Here is a 20565-nt window from a genome sequence, read left to right as displayed (position 1 = left end):
ACGGCTTTTTTGACACTCCTAACTTACCTGATTACTATATAGGCAAAAGTTGAAGGGAGCGAACCAAGTTGCTAAGAAAGGACGAACCATTTTTACCAATTACATCAAGATCAGAATTGCGGAATTGGTTCACGGAAAACTGTCAAAAAGAGGGTTGTCTGTGGATCCCAGTTAGTATGAGTCCAACAAATGATGACAGGATGTTTTATTTGGATATCGTCGAAGAGGCACTGTGTTTTGGTTGGGTTGATGGTTTGCATAAGAGTTCGGATGAGACCGGATTAGCCCAACGACTCACTCCTAGAAAGGAGAATAGTAATTGGACCGAGCTTAATAAGGAACGTGCTCGGAGATTAATTAAATTGGGTTTAATGACTGATGAAGGTCAAAAAGTGTTGCCCGATTTGTCACCCAAGTCCTTTAAGATTATCAAACCAGTTAAGCGAGCTTTGAAACGTGATCCAAAGGTATGGGACAATTTCAATCAGTTTCCGGACTTGTACCAACGGGTTCGCGTTGATGGAGTTCAATCACGTTTGAAATTTAGTAAACCACAGTCATACAAGCACCGGTTACATAAGTTGGTGAAAAAGACGAGGGCCAACGAGATGTATGGTGGTTGGTGTGATAATGGGAGATTGTTGCATTATTAAGTTTTAATAGGTTCAATTTTTGTAGCCGACATTTTATGGGCGTTATCACTCAAGATAAGTCTAATCAAAAAAATACAATTAATGGATTTATAAATATCAAAAACAAAAAGCGAACCAATCAACTTAATGACTGGTTCGCTTTTAATTATGGAGGCGGCGGGATTTGAACCCGCGTCCGGGCATATTGCCTCCTGAACGTCTACATTCGTAGGCTAATCATTTGAATTTCACTGTACAATCCGCAATTAGTCAATGCTAGCATGCACAGCTAATCTGATTAATCTCTTCATACTACTTCAGATGGGAGCAGTAAGCGTATCCTATTAAAGGTAGGACCTAGGACTGATCCATAGGAAAAATCAGCTAGATCTACGTCAAGCGCTTATTAGGCAGCTACGGCGTAAGAATTGTTATTATTTTTTGCAGTTATAATTAAACTGAGCGATTTGACGCATCGTCGTACGGAATGCAATTCAGGCTCAAACTATACCCGTCGAATCCATAACGCCCCCGACAGATACATTACTACTATACCATGATATCTGCCTAATTTACAGTAATTTAAATCAAGTTAAAATGCTTGAGACCATTCACGATTCCGTGGTCGGTGTTCTTGGTGGTAATAAATTCACCATGTGGTTTAACGTTTGAGAGACCGTTACCCATCACAACCGGATGATCAACGTAGTCTAGCATTGGGATATCGTTATTACCGTCTCCAAAGGCGTAGGTTGGGATTCCCTTTAGTCCAGCAGTATCAATTAATTGCTTGATTCCAGTAGCCTTAGAAACCCCATGAACGACTACATCGATGGAGTAGGGTGAATTACGGTAGAAGGTTAAAACATCACCGAAAGCATCCTCATACTCAGTATCTAGGTCAGTGTTGGTAACAACCATCATATTAATGGGGTTTTCGTGCCAGTATGTCTTAGTAACAATCTTTGGTAGCGGGGCATGGACGTGCTTGAATGCTTTAATGGCTAACTCATCATGATTGGTAATGGCACCGCGTTTTTGATTTAGTAGGACCAAAGTATTACCATGTTGTTCAACAAAATCATATAATTGGTCGATGATCTTTGGATCAATTGTGTTAGAGAAGACTTCTTTTCCCCTTAACATTCCGAAGTCACCATTAGCGGCAACCACAGAATCAATCTTGGTCTTTTCCAGTGTGTCTTTGATTTCAAAAATATTCCTTCCAGTTGAAATAACCGGAAGGCCACCGTGTTTTCTGATTTCTTCCATTGCATTTGCGACTTCGTCGTTCACCTTGGAATTTTCATCAAACAGGGTTCTATCTAAGTCAAAAAATACTAAATATTTATACATAGTTGAATCTCCTTTGCCTATTATTTTAACATATGGCATGCTTTGCATTCCTACTAATTGACACTCATTACATGTACAATAAAAGAAGGAAGAGATTTTTAAGGGAGAATAAATAATATGAAAAAAATTGAAATAACTGGTAAGGCCGTTAAGAAATTTGAGGGTGGTTATCCGCAAATTAGTGAAAAGGATTTGGTTAATCCAGCTGACTTTAGCAATGGTGAGGTGGTGGCGCTCGTTAAGGGCGATCACTTCGTGGCAAGTGCTTATTTTGGTAAACAAGCTGGTGGCATTGGCTGGATTTTAAGTCGGAAAGAGAATCAATCCATTGATGATAATTTCTTTGGCCACTTATTTAGCCAGGCTTTTAGTAAACGGATCTTGCTTCAAGATGAGGGCATTGATATTCATCGCATGTTCAACGGACAGGGTGATGGTTTAGCTGGTCTTACCATTGATAGTTACGATGGTCAGGACGTTATTAGTTGGGAAAATTCTGGAATTTATCAATTGCGCAGTCAATTAATTTCAGTCATTATTAATCAATTAGGCGACTACCAGAACTTGTACGAATATCGTCAATTTGAACATGGATCTGAGATTAAATCAGTTGAGAGTGCTAGTCCAGATCCAGTTTCATCTGCCAATGTTTTGGAGGGTGAAGTAACCTATCCTGTTAGTCTGCAAAATGCGAAAACAACTGGATTAGACGTTGTTTATCGTGATGTAAGACAAGACGTCTTTGATCAAGCACAGGATAAAATTGGATTAAATCTCTTTTATGAAGGGACTGGCGTTGCCAACGCGATGATTGGTGGTGGTACCGTTAAAACCGTCAATGTTGATGATAGTAATCGGGCTAAATCACAGTTAATCAACGAGATTGATGCGAATGGTTATACCATCGGTGCCCAAGAGGTTCGAAAAATGAGCGTCTTTGGCTACTTAGATTATGCTAAAAAGCATAACTTAAAGTTTGATCTTATTACTGTTAACGTTCCAGTTTTCGTTAGAGATAAGAAAGATCGCTTTGAAATTAAAAAGGACCTAGGTAAACTAGTTAATGCCGTAAGTGAAGTGGCTAACCAGGATGCTTCCATCTTTTTTACCACCGATACTAACAAGATGAACTCGAAAAAATTTAGATCTGAAATCTCAGATGCATTTACTCAGAGTGGAATAAACGTTAATTTTGGCAAAACTTATGCTAATCCAAGCGATTTTCCAATTGATACTGATTACGAGCGTGAGGGATCATTTAAGGGTATTAACGTCCAAATTAAGTAGAAAGAGTGTTACAAATAAATGATAAATTAACGGGATAAAACCCCGCTATGGCTCTTAGCTTTGTTGTATAATGTATGTAAATATTTATAGAAGTGGGGATAGTGTAATGGCTTATTTAAAGTTTGACGATTCTAAATTAGGCAAGTTTGTACATCCAGATGAGTTACCTGAGATTCAAGCAATGGTAACTGCAGCTGATAAAGAATTAAGGGATGGTACTGGTGCCGGAAGTGATTTTCGTGACTGGTTGAATCTTCCTGAAAATTATGACAAGGATGAGTTCAAGCGAATCCAAAAGGCAGCTGATAAAATTAAATCTGATTCTAAGGTTTTAGTTGTAATTGGAATAGGTGGTTCATACTTAGGTGCTAAGATGGCCGTTGATTTTCTTAACGGTACGTTCTATAACTCAGAACCAGATGACAAACGCCGTGGTGTCAAGGTTGTTTTTGCTGGGAACTCACTCAGTGCCCCATACATTCATGACCTATTGAACTACATCGGTGACGATGACTTTTCAATTAACATCATTTCAAAATCTGGTACTACTACTGAACCAGCAATTGCTTTCCGGATTTTTAAAGAAAAATTGATTAAGAAGTATGGTGAAGAAGAGGCCAACAAACGAATTTATGCTACCACTGATGCTCATCGTGGTGCTTTGAAGCAAGAGGCCGATGCTAATGGTTACGAAACTTTTGTTATTCCTGATGGTGTTGGTGGTCGTTATTCAGTTCTAACTCCAGTTGGCTTGTTACCAATCGCAGCTACTGGCGCTGATATTAGTCAGTTAATGAAGGGTGCTCTTGATTCTTCAAAGGAATACACTAACCCAGACGTTAACAAGAATGATGCTTACCGTTATGCCGCATTGAGAAACATCTTATACCGAAAGGGCTACACTACTGAATTGCTTGAAAATTACGAACCAAACATGAGAATGTTCTCAGAATGGTGGAAGCAATTGATGGGTGAATCAGAAGGTAAAGATCAAAAGGGAATTTATCCTTCATCAGCTAACTTTACTACCGATCTTCATTCACTTGGACAGTACATTCAAGAGGGTCTTCGTGACTTAATCGAAACCGTGGTTAAGCTCGATAAACCTGATTATGATATTGATATTCCTAAAGAAGAATCAAATCTTGATGGTCTTAAGTATCTCCAAAACGACACTGTAAACGAAGTTAATACTAAAGCTTACGAAGGGGTTGTCTTAGCTCATACTGATGGTGGAGTTCCAGTCATGACTGTTCATATTCCAGATCAATCAGAATATTCATTAGGCTACTTGATCTACTTCTTTGAAGTTGCTGTTGCCATCTCTGGTTACTTAAATGGAATTAATCCATTCAACCAACCTGGTGTTGAAGCTTATAAGAATAATATGTATGCATTGCTTGGCAAGCCTGGTTACGAAGAATTAACCAAGAAGCTTGACGAAGAATTAAAAGATGAAAACAATAACTAAATGAAGCAAAAAAGAACGAACCCGAATTTCTAGGTTCGTTCTTTTTGTATGGTTAATTTTTGAAGGAGGGAAGACTATTCCCATTTGCCCTCAAGTGTACGTAATTTCTTGATTAAACGTTGTTGAGCTCTTTCAAGATCGTTCATTTGATCATCAACGTGGCGATTTTTATCCATTCCTCGTTTGTCATCACGGGCAGGTTTAGCCACTTTGGTGTCACGTAAGCTGTTAGTTTGATTTTCGTTTTCAATTAATTCTTTGACAATGTCCATCCGTTCGTTGTAGTTATCCAACAAAATAGCATTGAATTTGTCTGAGTTTTCCTTTTGCAACTTTTCTTGATCTTTAATTAACTTTTTGAGTTCTTTTTCTTTTGAGTGTACATCCATAGTTATCCCTCCAATATAAAAAGAATAGCACTAATCGCATTCTAATAGCAATCTAATTAGACAAATAAAAATGGTCTCCCGATTATAATTCGAGAGACCATTTTATGTGTTTAGATATTATTTATCAGTATCTTTACGTCTGAAACCAAGTACGGCAGCAAGGGCAACCATAATGGCACCGATGGCGCTCATAAGTAATGTGCTTGCTTGACCAGTTTGTGGCAAGATGTGACCATTCTTTTGGTCGTTCTTCTTAGCTGAATCAGCTTGACCATTGTCGTTGGTAGCGATGTGTGAAGTAGCTTTCTTATCATCGTTTGCCTTAGCAACAGTTTCTTTCTTAGAAGCGTTCTTGTCAGAAACTTCCTTGTTTGAAACAACTTTAGCAGCCTTTGGATCATTGCTTGATTTAGTTGAAGCGTTTAAATCAGTAGTGTTCTTCTTAGCAGTTGTGTTGTCTGACAAGTTAGTTACTTGATCATTTTTAGCTTGTTGTTCCTTTTGTGCAGCAGCTACTACTGAAGGATCTTGTTTAACAGGGTTAATTTGATTGTCAGTAGTGGTTGTCTTTGAAGCTTGAACGTCTGCTTGCTTTGCATCATTGTTTGATGAGTTAGTCTTAGCATTTTGTGCTGCTGGGGTAACGTCATTTTGAACGTTAGCTGATGCATTTTCAGTCTTTGCAGGTTGAGCGTTTAAGTTAACATTCTTAGCATCGTTGTTTTGTGATGCAACGTTAGTAGTAGTAGCTTTGCTAGTTGAAGCAGTTGCTGTTGGTGTAACAGTATTAGCTGACTTGTTAGTAGTGTTCAATTGAGTAGTAGGAACATTAGCCTTTAAGTTGTAATTGTAGTTTCTGTTGTTATTAGTAGCAGGCTTTGCGGCTGGAGTACTTACATTTAATTGAACATTATTTGAACTAGCTTGGTTGTTAGCTCTAGGGGTGTATGAATTGTTAGCCTTTGGAGCGTATGAATTGTTGTTAGTGTTTTGACTTGGGGTATATGAAGTGTTGGCACTTCCACCATTGAAGCCGTTAACACGTGCGAACAATTGTGCACCAGGGAAGTAACTAAGTGAATCATTGTATTTAACACCGTTATTTTGAGCATCTAGCATTAAACCATTACCTAAGTAAATTCCAACGTGGTAAAGATCTCCACCTTGGGAGAAGAATACTAAATCACCCTTTTGAGCTTGGCTACGTGAGATGTGTTGAGTAGCAGGGTATTGTGAGTAAGTAGTACGTGGAAGACTGTATCCGGCTTGTCCAAATACGTATTGAACAAATCCAGAGCAATCAAATCCAGCTGGTGTGTTACCACCCCATGCATATGGAGTACCAACATATTGTTTACCAATGTTAACTACTTGGTCAGCATTAGTTGATGCCATAAAGTTAGTGTTTTGAACTCTAAAGTTCGTTGCGGCTGCACGAGCAGCACTTAATTGAACATTTGAGTATGAACGAGCTGAAGCAGGGGTAACATTGTTATCTTTTTGATTGTTAGTGTTAGCCTGATTGTTATCAGCTTTAGCTGACTGTTGATCGTTAGTAGTGGCATTAACTTTAGCTGTTGAATCATTTGTAGTTTTAGCAGCATTGTTATTTGAGTCAGTCTTAGCATTTGCTTGAACGTCATCAGTCTTGCTGTTTTGATCAGTGTTTTGGTTGTTATTAGCTACTTGATTGTTATCAGCTTTTGCTGATTGTTGATCATTAGTAGTGGCAGCCTTAGCTGAATCATTAGTAGTCTTTTGTTCAACATTATTGTTGTTTTGGTTGTTGTCTGCTTTGGCAGAAACGGCATTGTTAAGGTTTTGATTGTTAACATTAACGTCAGTTTTTGCTGGTTGAGCAGGAGTAATAGCTTTTTCAACATTGTTTTCTACAATTTTATTTGATGTAGTATCTGATTTTTGGCTATCAGCTTTAACGGCATCGTTGTTTGAGTCAGTCTTAGCATTTGCTTGAACGTCATCAGCCTTGCTGTTTTGATCAGTGTTTTGGTTGTTATTAGCTACTTGATTGTTATCAGTTTTTGCTGATTGTTGATCGTTAGTAGTGGCATCAGCCTTAGCTGAATCATTAGCAGTTTTGTTTGCATCATTGTTTGTAGCAACATTAGTTTGTGTAGTGTCTTCTTTTTGAGCATTAGCGTTATTTGTTTGATTATCAACGTTAGTGTTAGCTGCGTCCTTAGTTGAGTTGTTTTTAATAGTGCTATTATCTTTCTTAGCACTTTGAGTAGTTTGTGCATTATTTCCTAAGGCGTCAGCGTTAACAACGCTGCTGGTAGTTAGAAGTCCACCGGCAACCATTGAAGTTGCAAGAGCAGCAAACATCCATTTCTTTCCAGCTTTGTACATTTTATAGTGTAATTTTTCATTATTCATATATTTGATTTCCTCCTTTGGAATATATAAACCATAACATCAAAATTATGTGAAAAAAAGGTATATACCTAAGCGTAACTATAATGATATAGTACGAAACATTCAGGAAATAGTTTGTTAAACTAGTAAACTTACAGTAACAATACTGTAATATAATTGTGCTAGCAAAGGAATTGCTTGAATCCAACGTTAGATGGTGATTAGTCATAATTTTGCAAATTTTAGAATGAGAGACAAGATGACTGCGATTGCTGATATAGCAGTCTTTATCAGTCATTTACTTCGATGCGTAATTAAATTGATCACTTAGTTTTGCAATTAAACTCAAAATCCGAAGTTCATGATCATGATTTTGGTAATATTTTGTAGTTATCTGTAATTTTATTTTACAAAAGAGTAAATTTTCAATTAGAAAAGTTCGAAAAAAAGATGGTGAAAATTATTCTTTATTTTCACAATGGATTAGTAATTAACTTAAAAGTTGAAAATAATTAAATATAATGGAAGAAATAATTGCCAAGCGTCATCCAACTTAGTTAAGGAATGTTTGGTAGAATTAAGAAAAATGACATAAGGGTGGAGATGATTATGGTGGCATACGGAAATTTAGATTACTATTATGCAATTTTGGGATTAACTGCAACTGCTGACAAGCAGGAGGTCGACCAAGCCTACCGAAAATTAGCCAAAAAGTATCATCCAGACGTTAATCCCTCACCAGATGCAGCTTCTAAGTTCAAAGAAATTACGAATGCATACGAAATTATTAAAGAAAATAATTATAGTTCTGGATTTGGATCGTATACAGGATCAGACCAGTCTAGGTATGAGTCACATTCTCGTGATTCTAGTACTAACAACGATTCTTATCAGCAACATCAGAATCAAAAACATGATCCGCATCAATTTAATGATGCCGATATTGGCAAAATTATTTTGTGGATTGCAGTTGCTATTTCGATTGCAACACTAGTAATTGTCATTAAGGTTTTACCGCTTAGTATTATTTACGCAGTTTTGATCGTTTGCGGTATTTTATATTATTTTTATCAGAGAAAGTAATAAACAAATAATTAATTAAAAGGGATTAAACGTTTCGACGTTTAATCTTTTTTGATTTCATCATGATATAAAACTAACTTACATGAATAATTACTTTATGATAGTTTAATCACTGTTAAAAAATTAGGAGGTTAAGTATGCCAAAGGATTTTAAAGAAGAATTATTGTTTACTGGACTAATGGCTGGAATGATGGTCCTTGTGATGGAAGCTTATAATATTGCGTTGGGCAGTGGAATTGACTCCACGTTTATTAAGAGTGTGCTAGTAGGATATCCATTAGCATTAGTGATCGCTGCTCTTTGTGATTTACTTTTTATTGGTCCACTCGCAAAGAAAATTTTCTTCAAATTTATTTTTAATGAGAAGATGGAAGAAAAACCGTTTCTGATTTCACTAGGAATTTCCATTCTGATGGTTTTAGGAATGGTGACATGCATGTCAATTTTTGGCATTATCGTTCAAGGAGGAATTTCAAGCTTAAATCTGACTTCATTCGGAATTACTTGGGTTAGAAATGTCATCTTGGCTTTACCATTGCAACTTATTATCGTTGGACCAATTGCTCGAACGATTTTAGGGAAGGTTCAAGAAATCAGAAGTTATTAGTAAAATCAAAATCATTTAAGAAGTGCATTTCGTGATGAAATGTTTTTTTAATCCATTAAAAAACGCCATCTCAAGTGGATACTTGAAATGACGTTTTAAATTTATAGTTGAGTATACTGGGCTCGAACCAGTAAATTGCGGATTCAGAGTCCGCTGCCTTACCAATTTGGCGAATACTCAATAATTGAACATCTAATATACTACAATTCTTTCCGGACAGTTGTCAACAGAAAATTTAACATTCCTTTGTTGACAGACCGGTTTAAATTGGGTAAACTATGTAATTGTTCAGTTATTGCCCGTTGGTCAAACTGGTTTAAGACGTCGCCCTCTCAAGGCGGAGCTATGAGTTCAAGTCTCATACGGGTAATTCAAATATGATAGAGCCTTCAAACATCACGTTTGAGGGCTTTTTTTGTTGAAAAATTTAAGGAGGATGGTTTTATGTGTACATCAATTATTATTAAGTCAAAAGATGGTCATCCGTTTTGGGGTAGAACGATGGACTTTATCGTCCCACTTTTTGATTCACCAGAGGAAAAAGCTGCGGTTCCAACGAAAATCGTGAATATTTCGGCAAATCACATAATTAAGTCAGAATTAAAGGACTGGAAAAGTCAATATGCGGTCATGGGAGTTGGTCCTGATGAGGGAAGTATCCTCTTTGACGGCATTAATGAACATGGAATTACAGGAGATCTTCAAGTTCTCTTAGAAACCACTCATGATAGTGCTGAAAATTTAGAAAAACGGCATTTAACTCCTGTTTTTGGTGAAGAATTTGGGACTTATGTTTTGACCCAATGTGCAACGTTGGATGATGTAAAGAAATTAGCCCAGAAGACTGGATTAATTGATAGGGATTATGTTTTCCATGGCAAAAATGGCAAACTTCAACTGCACTATACTTTTTCTGATGAAAATGGAAATTCGATTGTTTTAGAAGCAACCAATAACGGTGGTTTTAAGATTTACGATAGCGTAGGTGTGATGACTAACAGTCCCGAATACTCTTTTCATACTACCAATCTTAGAAATTACATTTCACTTGATGCCAACAATCAAAAGGCCACAAAGATTGGCGGGAAGTTACCCATTGAACCAATTGAAGGTGGAACTGGTTACGGTATGTTTGGCTTACCAGGTGACTACACCTCACCATCCCGTTTCGTTCGAGCTACTTTTATCGCTAAAAACATTGATGAGTTTTCCGACACTGAAGGAGTCAGTACACTGTACAATTGTTTTAAACCATTTATCGTTCCAAAGGGAATCAGTCGCAATCCTGACACTCCTGGACAGAGCGATTCAACGCAATACTGGGTTGGTTATGATGTTAAAAATAGGACGCTCTACCTTCAAACTCCGACATGCTTGACAATGACACGGGCTACTCTTGATCCAAAGGCAACGGAAATGAAAAAGTTGGATGTTGACCAGACATTGAAAGTTAATGATCCTCAATAATTCGATTTTAAAGTTTTTGAACTTCTCGATCTTTGAAAAGACTAGTATAATTGATTTTATTAGGAGACTACAAAATGAATTTTTCAAAGACAAAGAATAAAATTAAACAAATGGTTGAAGATCAAAGTATCCCCGGAGCTTCATTTTCATTTATTACTGGGATGAACGTTGAAAGTGACGAAGTGGGCTTGAAGCAGGTTGAGCCAAGTGAACAGCCTGTTGGCCCGAACGATGTATACGACATTGCTTCATTAACCAAGGTAGTTGGCACTTTACCAGTGGTCATGCGGTTACTTCAGGACGGACGCATTCACCTGGATGATTCTGTATCAGATTATCTGCCAGAATGGCAGTATCCTGAAGTTACGATTAGACATTTACTAACGCATACTTCTGGGATTGAAGGCTACATTCCTAATCGAAATGAAATGAACATTAATCAACTTCGTGAGGCCCTTTTGGGACTGCACGTGGGTGATAATTTTGATAAAAAAATGAAGTATGCAGACGTTAATTACATTTTTTTAGGCTGGATTGCTGGACTCGTGATGGGAATTCCGATTCAACCCTTAATTACCCAGATGGTCTTAAATCCGTTGGGGTTAAATGAGACGACCTTTCACCCGGATGCCCAACGGTCGGTTCCAACGACCTATAACGAAAAAACGGGGACTAACTTGCAAGGGAAAGTTCATGATCCTAAAGCTCAGATTTTAGGTGATGACTGTGGCTCAGCTGGGATGTTTAGTACCCTCAACGATTTATCACGCTTTGCACAATGGATGTTGCAAATTAATGACCGCAGTAACATCTTTAATAATGAGACTTTTGATGAGCTATATACCGATCAAACTCCGATGGGTGATGGAACTCGTTCGTTTGGTTGGGCCCTAGCGGATTATGATGACAATCCATATATTTGGCAGTCAGGATATACAGGAGTTGTTATGGTCCTTGTTCGTGAACGAAAGAGTGGGTTTGTTTTCTTATCAAATCGAGTTCACCCCCAATTACGGGAACACTTTATGGAAGATCGCAATGATTTAATTAATACGTATCTTGATGAATTATTTAATTAATTAAAAGCACGTTTACCCTTAAAAAGAATAAACGTGCTTTTTTATTTGTGTGGAACTTGTAAATAACTATTTTCTAAGTCAATCGTGTAGTCAATTTTCTGATTGCCACGTTGCGTCATTTGAAAATCAGTTCCATACAGGACCAGTCCTAACTTTCTTCCAGCTGGTAGATGATAAAAGGTTGGTTGGAAAGTTAGGTCGATATCATAAAATTGATGGGGCACAAGTTCATCATTTTGATAGGATGAATGCCGATTTTGAAGGTTTATGTGACCAAATGAAATCATTTTACTAGGTGTGGGGTGTTTATTTAAGGTAAATTCTCTTAGATCATCTGTGTACCACTTGTGTCCAAGCAGCAGTCCCTTTGGTACAAGAGTTGTAGGGGTAACGTTCAATCGGTTAGCCTCTCCATAATCAACCAGTCGGGCTGACAAAAGTCCCACATTCTTGGACGTTGCGATTCTTAAATGAAGCTTTGGAAAGCCAGAAATGATCTGATCTTCCGTCAAATTAGGAGTCTTGAAGAGAAGTTGGTTTGCTTTTAGTGGGCCATTTTGATCAAGCAAGTCTTTTGCCCATTTTTGGGGACTGATACGGTATTGCTTAAATTCTGCTTGATCTAATTGATCATGATAAGTTAGTTGGCCCGTTTCTGAAGTATCAGTTAATCCATGTTGGTTTAGGTAATATTTTTTCCCGCTATTATCAAGCCAACTTTTCTGCTTGGTCCAAGTTTCTGGCTTTACGTTATCCTGGACGATCATATTGGGAATTTGTTCCATTACATCGTTGTCAACGTCGTATAGTTCGTGTGAAATCCACATGTTAACGATGTCATTAAAGTCAAATGATCGAAAAGCGTTGATATAAATGTGTTGACCCTGGTGCAGAATAATTTTTTTATTAATTGGAAGATGAGAAATTCCCTGCCATAGTTTAGCAGCATTTACTGGTTTGACGTTCCAATCATTCAATCCTTGGACGATTAACACATCAGCTTTGATGTTGGAAATATCATTGCGATAATTTCGTTCATCCCAGAACTCATTATAGTTACCCGTTGTTCGATCCATTAAGTTTTTCATACTTGCCAGATAGCGATCAAAGAAGGGGCGAATTTTTAGATTATCTCCGGGATTTAAGCTTCGACTAAAAGTTTCAGCGGCCAGAACATCAGCATCTTCACCCTGAAAACCACCAGGGGCCATTACTAGTCCGTTTTCACGATAGTAATCGTACCAAGATGAAATCGCTGCCTCTGAGATGATAGTTTTGAGACCATCCACTCCGGTAGTGGCGGCTGCGTTGGCCAGTGTTCCAAGGTAAGAGCGACCAGTCATAGCTACATTACCATTAGACCAGTCAGCTTTTATCTCAATGTTATCGGTTCGATTAGTAAATGCTCGTCGTTTATGATTAATCCATTCGATGACTGATACGGTAGCGTCAGTCTGAGCGTGTGAACCACAAGTTTGGATCCCGTCAGAATCCTTGGTTCCAATTTCGGAAGAGTAGACCACGGCATATCCGCGCATCAAGAAGTAGTCGTTTAGGGTATAACCAGGTTTAGGGGTGTGGTGTTCAGTAGCATGATCGGAGAAGCCCATGGTTTTTCTGGTACTGAACTTTTGTGGTTGTTTCTGATACTGAATATCAGAGTATGTGGTATCGTCGGGTTCTTTTCGGGCAAGAGGTTCATCTACGTTATGGGTCATTTGTTCGCCCCAATCATCATTAGTTCCTTGATCGTAAGGACTGGCAGTATAAAGTGTTCCTAACTTGAATGAAGTTTTAGGACGAGTGATCTCGACTTTAATTAAGTCGGCATTGCCGTCTTTATCAGAATCAGTGTCTGTTTCTACGTAGACGGTTTCGTAGATTAGGTCGTTTGGTTCAAAGATTGCCTGGGCTTTACCGTTAAAAAAGAGGGGATGTTCCTTTGAAATTCCCTTAAAAAAGCCTTGATTGGCTAAGTGATCTAGGTATGTTTGTCCATTTTTAGTGTGGGTGGTTAGGAGAAGATACCAGGCTTTTAGAAGATCGTTCTTATTCCACTTTGCTGTCTTGGGAATGTACGCTAAATTAATTTTTTTCATTGCTGAAATTGGATCATTGATTTTAAAATCAACGTCTGCCTGAAACTGAAGTAATTGAAGGACAACTAAATAAAAGACCTGTTGATTAATTTCACCATTATTTACTAAGTAATTACCTAGTTGTTGGTCCGGGGTTGCAAGTAAATTATTTAATTTTTCAATTTGACTGCTTTTATCATTCACATTAACGAGAGCTTTTTTAAGTAATTTCAAAAAGGCATCTGCAACGTTCTTAGAATTTTCAATCTCTACTGGATCGAATCCAATTTGGGCTAACTCTTGTTTAACAGTATTCAGATTAACTGATTTCTGTGCAAACTGATTATTTTTCATATTTATCACACCATTTCTTTAATTGCAGTAATTATGCCATAACCAAAGAATGGTGTTAACGAATTACAACTAAAAATCCAGCACGGTTTACGTGTATAATGAAGGTAAGCTAAATAGGGAAGTGTTATGATGCTCATTTGGATTCATTTACTTACATGGTTGGTTTTATTTATTGCAGTTTGTATTGCGCTTTTTTCAAACTGGCACTTTAAGGCCATGACCATGATTGCTAGATTATGTTATGTAATTTTAATCATCTCAGGAATTTTCTTAGTTCCGTATGCCTGGGGACGTGACCCGATTCTGACGGTTGTTAAAATTATTTGCGCACTACTGTTGATTGGTTTAATTGAAATGGCATTTGCTTTTAAATCACAACAAAAATTATCAAAAACATTTTTGTGGATTACCATTGTTGCGATTATTATTGTCGCAATCATCGGGATTATGTTGGCTGGTGGTCGTCCATTCATTCATTTTATGTAAAAAAATAAGCGCTACCAACTAGTTGGTAGTGCTTTAATTTTAAAATGAATCAACCTTAACTTTGGGTTTTTCGCTTGTAAAATCAGTCTCTGGATATTTCTTTTCTAGAGCGTGAAACATCATTCTTTTGGCTAGATTGCCATTTCGCGCTAGGATTGGACCATGGAAGTAGGTACAAACGGTATTTTTGTAGATGGCACCTTCTGTTCCATCTTTACCGTTGTTTCCGTGTCCTTTAATGACTTTTCCCAGAGCACGCTCGCTTGGACCTAAGTAGGTCACTCCGGCATGGTTTTCGAAACCGTGGTACTTTTCTTTGGTTTGTTCATTTTGAATTTCAATGTTACCAATAAAACGATTATCTTTCATGGCATCCGTATAGTGATCAAGAGCGCCAATTCCTGGTAATTTCTTACCGTTGGCAGCAACATAGTAGTTACCTAGAAGCTGGAAGCCACCACAAATGGCAATGACCGGTTTACCTTGTTCAATGAATCGTTTGATTTCATCTTTTTTAGTCTGAATATCTTTAGAAACGATGGTTTGTTCGAAATCTTGGCCACCACCAAATACCATGAAATCATAATCATCCGCGTTAAAATCTTCTTCAAGACTGACGACGTTTGACGTAACTTCTACACCAATTTGTTTGGCGTAGTAACGTAGCGAAAGAATGTTACCAATATCGCCATAAGTATTCATTAAATCACCGTACAGGTGAGCGACTCGAATGGTTTTTGTCATTAGTCCATCCCTCCTTTAATGAATCCCTTTTGTGCTAGTAAATGTCTAAACTGTAGCATTGCTGTGTAAGTTGCTAGGACATACACTTTTTTAGTTGGTAATGTTTTAATTTTTTCGAGTACTTTATCAATGCTAGGCTCAACTAGGTGGTCTTTATCTTGAACTCCAGCAACTTTGAGTCTAAATGTAATGTCCTTGTACCGTTCACCACCGGAGATGAATTTTTTAATGTTCATTTTTGGAAGTCGTTCGAAATCACCGTCCCAGATCCAACTTGTGTCGATTCCATCTGCGTAGTTAGCGTTTTCGAGGAAGACGAATGAGAAGGGATCTTTTTCGTGTGAGATCATGTCAATTACCTGGTTAAGTCCAACTGGGTTTTTGACTAAAACAATGGTAACTTCTTTGTCGCCGACCTTGATTTCTTCCTGTCTTCCAAACAAACGCTTATTGGTTTCAAAGGCATGCTTGATTTGATCTGGTCGAACTCCCATCTGACGACCTGCAGCATAGGCGGCCAGGGCGTTATAGATGTTGTATGTTCCACCAACGTCAATGGAATATTGATTTCCATCGATATCAAACGTTGAACTTGTGGGAGTTTCGTCAACAACCTTAGTAACTTTGTATTCTAGTGCTGGTCTGTGAAAACCACAATTAGGGCAGAAGTAGTCGCCAAGGTTTCCGTAAGTAATGTAATGGTAATGCATGATGTGAGAACAGACTGGGCAAAGAACTCCGTCGGTGTTAGGAGCCGCTCTAAGATCTTTATTGGCGGGTTGATCTTCAAACCCGTAAAAGATCTGTTGATTAGGCATCTTTTTAGAATTAAAGATGGCCGAATCGCCGTTGGCAACTAATAGTGCACCTGGTGCTAATAGAATTCCATTTAGGATTTTTTGATAAGTGGTGTAAATCTCACCGTACCGATCCAGTTGATCTCGAAAGATGTTGGTTAAAACAAACATTTTGGGTTTGATAGCTTCTACCACTGGTTTCACGTTTGCTTCATCGACCTCTAGGACCGCAATTGGATTCTCACCATATTTGGGATGTTTGGCCTGGAGAAAGGTTGAAACAATTCCTTGGGTCATATTTGAACCCGTTGGATTAGTTAAAATTTGACTATATTCTTCCTTTAAAACCTGGACGATTAAAGCGGTCGTCAGCGTTTTTCCGTTGGTACCAGAAACGATGATAACATCGTAATTTTTGCCTAGGGTTTTTAAAATGTTGGGATCAATTGCAGTGGTTATTTTTCCTGGTAATGAGCTACCACGGTGCAAAAAGTTATGCAAAAACCAGTAAGATGACTTACCAGCCATGGTGGCAATTCTACTCTGAAATGACATAAATGGGTTCTCCTTGAGAAATGATTAGTTTTACACAATCAAAAAATATTTTAGCATAAAATCACTCTTATAAGTAGAATAGCGGCTAATTTTAAAAAAAGCAATTTACAATGGTAGAACAAATTTTGAATTTGGATGCGAAAAGGTGGTAAATTCGATATAATGAAACAGTTAGTGAAAAAGAGAAAAGGGTGATAGTTTGGCGCAATTATTCTTTCGATATGGAGCAATGAATAGCGGAAAATCAATCGAAATAATCAAAGTGGCCCATAATTATGAGGAGCAGGGTAAATCAGTTATTTTGATGACCAGTGGGGTCGATACCCGGGAGAAGAAAGGTACCATTGCTTCTCGGATTGGCTTAACACGTAAGGCCCTCTCAATTAATGCTGATTCTGACGTACTTAAGATGGTCAAAGCAGAGATTGAAAAGCGCGATGAACCCATCAGTTGTGTGTTAGTTGATGAGGCGCAATTCTTAAATAAACATCACATCTTCGAATTAACTGAAGTGGTAGATCAATTACATATCCCGGTCATGGCATTTGGGCTCAAAAATGATTTTCAGAACAAATTATTTGAGGGCTCAAAGTATTTACTGTTGTATGCGGATAAAATTGAAGAGATGAAAACAATTTGCTGGTTCTGTGAAAAAAAGGCAATTATGAATCTTAGAGTCCATGACGGGAAGCCTGTTTATGAGGGTGAACAGATTTTTATGGGCGGCAATGAGTCCTATTACCCAGTTTGTCGCTACCATTACTTTAATCCGCCAATCGAAGCACAGAAGAGTAAGGAGTAATAAAATGGCTGAAGCCGATATGGATAAGATTTTTGATAAATTGCAATCCGTTTCTGACAGATACGATGAACTGAATGAATTAATTAGTGATCCGGAAATAATTGCTGATACACAAAAGTTCATGAAGCTGTCGAAAGAAGAGGGTAGCCTCAGAGAAACGGTTGAAACTTATAACAAGTATAAAAAGATTAGTAAACAGTTGGATGACGACGAGACCATGCTCAGAGAAAAGCTTGACAGTGAGATGGAGGAGATGGTTAAGTCCGAGATTAGTGATCTAAAGGATCAAAAAGCAAAGTTAGAAGAGCAAATGAAACTGCTGTTGATTCCTAAAGATCCTAATGACGAAAAGAACATCATCATGGAGATTCGTGGTGCTGCTGGTGGTGATGAAGCTAGTTTGTTTGCTGCGGATCTGTATAATATGTACACCAAGTACGCGGAAAGACAGGGATGGAAGATTGAAGTGATTGATGAGACTGACACTGAAGTTGGTGGATTCAAAGAGATCGTTTTGATGATTACTGGTGATAAGGTTTATTCTAAGTTAAAGTATGAAAATGGTGCCCATCGGGTTCAACGGATTCCTTCCACTGAATCGGCTGGACGAGTTCACACTTCAACGGCCACTGTTGGTGTAATGCCAGAAGAGGAAGACGTTGACATTGACATTGATCCTGGTGACATTCGGACGGATGTCTATCGTTCTTCAGGAGCTGGTGGACAGCATATTAATAAAACATCGTCAGCGGTGCGGATGACCCACTTACCAACTGGAATTGTGGTTGCCATGCAAGATGAACGTTCCCAACAGCAAAACCGGGCTAAGGCAATGCGAGTTTTAAAAGCTCGGGTTTACGATTACTACAAGCAAAAAGAACAAAATGAATATGATGAAAAGCGTAAGGATGCGATTGGAACGGGAGATCGTTCTGAAAGAATTCGTACTTACAATTATCCGCAAAATCGGGTCACTGATCACCGCATTGGTTTAACTTTAAATAAGTTAGACAAGATTATGGATGGTGATTTAGATGACATTATTGATGCCCTAATTGTTTCTGATCAGGCTAAAAAGCTGGAGAAGTTAAATGATTCAGAAGCTTAAAAAGAATGCCACCGTTTTTGAAGCCCTTAATTGGGCTTCTTTGCGTCTTAAGGAGAAAAATTTGGATCCCGACCAGGGACGTTGGTTGATGAGGTCATTAATGGGGTGGAATCTAACCAACTTACTGATGAATTATCGGTTGAATTTAACTGATGATCAGCAAAGTCAGTTTATTCAAATGGTAAATCGGATCCTTAATTATGAACCACTTCAGTATGTCATTGGAACGACAGAATTTTACGGATATCACTTTCAGGTTAATCCAAATGTCTTAATTCCAAGACCTGAGACCGAGGAGTTGGTGGAATGGGTCTTAAATGAGCACGATGACCAGCCGATAAGTGTTTTAGACTTGGGAACTGGAAGTGGTGCCATCGCAATTTCGTTAAAAAAGCAACGTCCTAAGTGGAACGTAACGGGTTCGGATGTTTCTGAAGCCGCGTTAAAAGTAGCTCAAGCAAACGCAATAGCCAATCATGCTGAGGTGAAAATGGTTGAAAGCGATCTATTCGATTCTTTTAACGGACAAAGATTTGATTTAATTGTTTCTAATCCGCCATATGTCGCTAAAGATGAAATTAAGTATATGGATGAAAGTGTCTTAGAGTATGAACCACGTCAGGCACTCTTTGCACAAGATCATGGTCTTGCGGTTTACCAAAAGATTGCAAAGAACATTCATGCTTACTTAAAGAAGAATGGTTCACTTTATTTAGAGATTGGCTTTAAACAGGGAAATTCAGTCAAACGTTTGCTAGAGGCTGATAACCCTGACCGATCGGTTCGTCTAAGAAAAGACATGGCGATGCGTGATCGGATGATTAAAATGAAATAAGGAGAATGAATAAGATGGATACTAAGATATTTACACCGGATCAAATTCAAGCGGCAGCAGCTGAGCTTAAAAAGGGTAATTTGGTCTCATTTCCAACCGAAACGGTCTATGGATTAGGAGCAGATGCTACTAATGTCTCAGCTGTGAAGAAGGTTTATAAGGCTAAAGGACGTCCAAGTGACAATCCATTAATTGTGCACGTTGCTGACGTTGAGACGGTTGAGAAGTATGCCCAACCACTAGATGAAAACGTCAAAAAGTTGATGAAGACGTTTTGGCCAGGTCCATTGACCATTATTTTGAAATTAAAGCCAGGTGCTCTTGCAAAAGAGGTTACTGGAGGGCTTGATACTGCTGCCTTTCGAAACCCGAATAAACAATCTACTTTGAACTTAATTCAAGCTGCTGGAGTTCCACTTGTAGGACCATCTGCTAATACCTCGGGCAAGCCAAGTCCGACCCTTGCTAAGCATGTTTATCATGATTTAAATGGTAAGATTGCTGGGATCTTAGATGATGGGGCCACCGATTTTGGTGTTGAGTCGACGGTCATTGACATGTCAACTGATAAACCTGCCATTCTTCGACCTGGTGCTGTTACCGTGGATCAAATTGAGCGGGTGATTGGACCGGTGGATGATGCTGTGCACCATGTGAGTGCCGATCAAGTTCCAAAGGCTCCCGGAATGAAGTATCGTCATTATGCTCCGGATGCACAGGTTCAGGTTGTTGATCATAAAGATGACTGGAAACGTGCTGCTGATTGGATTAAAGGTCAGGATGAAACTGTGGGTGTAATGGCCACGGATGATGTGATTGATTCGATTAATTGGCCCCAAAATGCTGAATTGTATAGTTTAGGAAAAGATGTTTCAACCGCTAGTCACTTACTTTTTGCCGGCCTACGCCATTTTGACCTAGAAAATGGTGTCGATAATATTTTGACGCAGGGATTTCCTGCGACTGAATTGGGAGAAGCTTATATGAATCGATTAAATAAATCAGCGGGACAAAAACACTTTGAATAAGTATAATTGACTCAACTAATAAATTGGGGT

General features: G+C 38.3%; 18 protein-coding genes, 2 tRNA genes and 1 other RNA gene. 13 read left to right on the top strand and 8 right to left on the bottom strand.

Annotated features, from left to right (window positions below; translation table 11 throughout):
* The first annotated feature begins 68 nt into the window (after positions 1-68).
* Positions 69-653: a YdeI/OmpD-associated family protein gene (locus LfDm3_RS04225; protein WP_039144393.1), complete on the top strand. Its 585-nt coding sequence runs from the start codon at positions 69-71 to the stop codon at positions 651-653.
* 145 nt (positions 654-798) lie between these two features.
* Here the strand turns inward: LfDm3_RS04225 and ssrA are convergent.
* Positions 799-1165, bottom strand: a transfer-messenger RNA (tmRNA) gene (gene ssrA, locus LfDm3_RS06775).
* A 49-nt stretch (positions 1166-1214) separates the two neighbouring features.
* Complete coding sequence (locus LfDm3_RS04220; protein ID WP_039144390.1) at positions 1215-1988, bottom strand: Cof-type HAD-IIB family hydrolase; 774 nt, start codon at positions 1986-1988, stop codon at positions 1215-1217.
* A 117-nt stretch (positions 1989-2105) separates the two neighbouring features.
* On the opposite strand from LfDm3_RS04220, the gene LfDm3_RS04215 reads away from it, so the two are divergent.
* The gene (locus LfDm3_RS04215) at positions 2106-3275 is read left to right on the top strand and encodes a class I SAM-dependent methyltransferase (RefSeq protein ID WP_039144387.1); all 1170 of its coding nucleotides are present in this window, start codon (positions 2106-2108) and stop codon (positions 3273-3275) included.
* Between the two features lie 106 nt (positions 3276-3381).
* Complete coding sequence (locus tag LfDm3_RS04210) at positions 3382-4746, top strand: glucose-6-phosphate isomerase (RefSeq protein ID WP_039144383.1); 1365 nt, start codon at positions 3382-3384, stop codon at positions 4744-4746.
* Positions 4747-4820: 74 nt separating this feature from the next.
* Here the strand turns inward: LfDm3_RS04210 and LfDm3_RS04205 are convergent, their stop codons facing one another.
* Entirely contained in the window at positions 4821-5135 is a 315-nt protein-coding gene (locus tag LfDm3_RS04205; RefSeq protein ID WP_039144381.1) for a hypothetical protein, read from the bottom strand.
* 117 nt (positions 5136-5252) lie between these two features.
* Positions 5253-7532 carry an NlpC/P60 family protein gene (locus LfDm3_RS06705; RefSeq protein WP_052236610.1) on the bottom strand — a complete coding sequence of 760 codons (2280 nt, stop codon included), beginning with the start codon at positions 7530-7532 and terminating at the stop codon, positions 5253-5255.
* A gap of 588 nt (positions 7533-8120) precedes the next feature.
* Between LfDm3_RS06705 and LfDm3_RS04195 the strand changes: the two genes are divergently transcribed.
* Entirely contained in the window at positions 8121-8594 is a 474-nt protein-coding gene (locus tag LfDm3_RS04195; RefSeq protein ID WP_039144379.1) for a DnaJ domain-containing protein, read from the top strand.
* A 137-nt stretch (positions 8595-8731) separates the two neighbouring features.
* Complete coding sequence (locus tag LfDm3_RS04190) at positions 8732-9202, top strand: DUF2798 domain-containing protein (protein ID WP_039144377.1); 471 nt, start codon at positions 8732-8734, stop codon at positions 9200-9202.
* A gap of 107 nt (positions 9203-9309) precedes the next feature.
* On the opposite strand, the gene LfDm3_RS04185 is transcribed toward LfDm3_RS04190, so the two are convergent.
* A tRNA-Gln gene (locus LfDm3_RS04185) sits at positions 9310-9382 on the bottom strand.
* A 116-nt stretch (positions 9383-9498) separates the two neighbouring features.
* Here LfDm3_RS04185 and LfDm3_RS04180 point away from each other — a divergent pair.
* The 3 genes from LfDm3_RS04180 to LfDm3_RS04170 all read left to right on the top strand — a co-directional run bounded on the left by LfDm3_RS04180 (position 9499) and on the right by LfDm3_RS04170 (position 11748).
* Positions 9499-9572: transfer RNA gene (locus LfDm3_RS04180), tRNA-Glu, on the top strand.
* 74 nt (positions 9573-9646) lie between these two features.
* A complete protein-coding gene (locus LfDm3_RS04175; protein WP_039144375.1) occupies positions 9647-10669 on the top strand; it encodes a linear amide C-N hydrolase in 1023 nt (340 codons plus the stop codon).
* Between the two features lie 74 nt (positions 10670-10743).
* Positions 10744-11748, top strand: coding sequence for a serine hydrolase domain-containing protein (locus LfDm3_RS04170; protein WP_039144372.1), 1005 nt, complete (start codon positions 10744-10746; stop codon positions 11746-11748).
* A gap of 41 nt (positions 11749-11789) precedes the next feature.
* On the opposite strand, the gene LfDm3_RS04165 is transcribed toward LfDm3_RS04170, so the two are convergent.
* Positions 11790-14180 carry a Xaa-Pro dipeptidyl-peptidase gene (locus LfDm3_RS04165; protein WP_039144368.1) on the bottom strand — a complete coding sequence of 797 codons (2391 nt, stop codon included), beginning with the start codon at positions 14178-14180 and terminating at the stop codon, positions 11790-11792.
* Between the two features lie 126 nt (positions 14181-14306).
* Between LfDm3_RS04165 and LfDm3_RS04160 the strand changes: the two genes are divergently transcribed.
* Positions 14307-14666: a DUF1516 family protein gene (locus LfDm3_RS04160; RefSeq protein ID WP_375378661.1), complete on the top strand. Its 360-nt coding sequence runs from the start codon at positions 14307-14309 to the stop codon at positions 14664-14666.
* Between the two features lie 39 nt (positions 14667-14705).
* On the opposite strand, the gene LfDm3_RS04155 is transcribed toward LfDm3_RS04160, so the two are convergent.
* Both LfDm3_RS04155 and LfDm3_RS04150 read right to left on the bottom strand, forming a co-directional pair.
* On the bottom strand, positions 14706-15410 hold the full coding sequence (locus LfDm3_RS04155) for a type 1 glutamine amidotransferase (protein ID WP_010021936.1): 705 nt from the start codon (positions 15408-15410) through the stop codon (positions 14706-14708).
* A complete protein-coding gene (locus tag LfDm3_RS04150; protein WP_039144362.1) occupies positions 15410-16762 on the bottom strand; it encodes a Mur ligase family protein in 1353 nt (450 codons plus the stop codon). The genes LfDm3_RS04155 and LfDm3_RS04150 overlap by 1 nt, the downstream gene beginning before the upstream one ends.
* 199 nt (positions 16763-16961) lie before the next feature.
* Here LfDm3_RS04150 and LfDm3_RS04145 point away from each other — a divergent pair, with 199 nt between their 5' ends.
* Genes LfDm3_RS04145 through LfDm3_RS04130 form a run of 4 tightly spaced genes read left to right on the top strand, consistent with a single transcriptional unit; the run spans position 16962 to position 20535 of the window.
* Positions 16962-17564 carry a thymidine kinase gene (locus LfDm3_RS04145; RefSeq protein ID WP_010021938.1) on the top strand — a complete coding sequence of 201 codons (603 nt, stop codon included), beginning with the start codon at positions 16962-16964 and terminating at the stop codon, positions 17562-17564.
* Between the two features lie 19 nt (positions 17565-17583).
* On the top strand, positions 17584-18672 hold the full coding sequence (gene prfA, locus LfDm3_RS04140; protein WP_010021939.1) for a peptide chain release factor 1: 1089 nt from the start codon (positions 17584-17586) through the stop codon (positions 18670-18672).
* On the top strand, positions 18656-19507 hold the full coding sequence (gene prmC, locus LfDm3_RS04135; protein WP_039144358.1) for a peptide chain release factor N(5)-glutamine methyltransferase: 852 nt from the start codon (positions 18656-18658) through the stop codon (positions 19505-19507). The genes prfA and prmC overlap by 17 nt, the downstream gene beginning before the upstream one ends.
* A gap of 14 nt (positions 19508-19521) precedes the next feature.
* The gene (locus LfDm3_RS04130; RefSeq protein WP_039144355.1) at positions 19522-20535 is read left to right on the top strand and encodes an L-threonylcarbamoyladenylate synthase; all 1014 of its coding nucleotides are present in this window, start codon (positions 19522-19524) and stop codon (positions 20533-20535) included.
* Positions 20536-20565 lie beyond the last annotated feature (30 nt).

The sequence above is a fragment of the Fructilactobacillus fructivorans genome (assembly GCF_000814735.1).
GTDB classification, from domain to species: domain Bacteria; phylum Bacillota; class Bacilli; order Lactobacillales; family Lactobacillaceae; genus Fructilactobacillus; species Fructilactobacillus fructivorans.
This window is presented reverse-complemented; position numbering and strand designations above follow the sequence as displayed.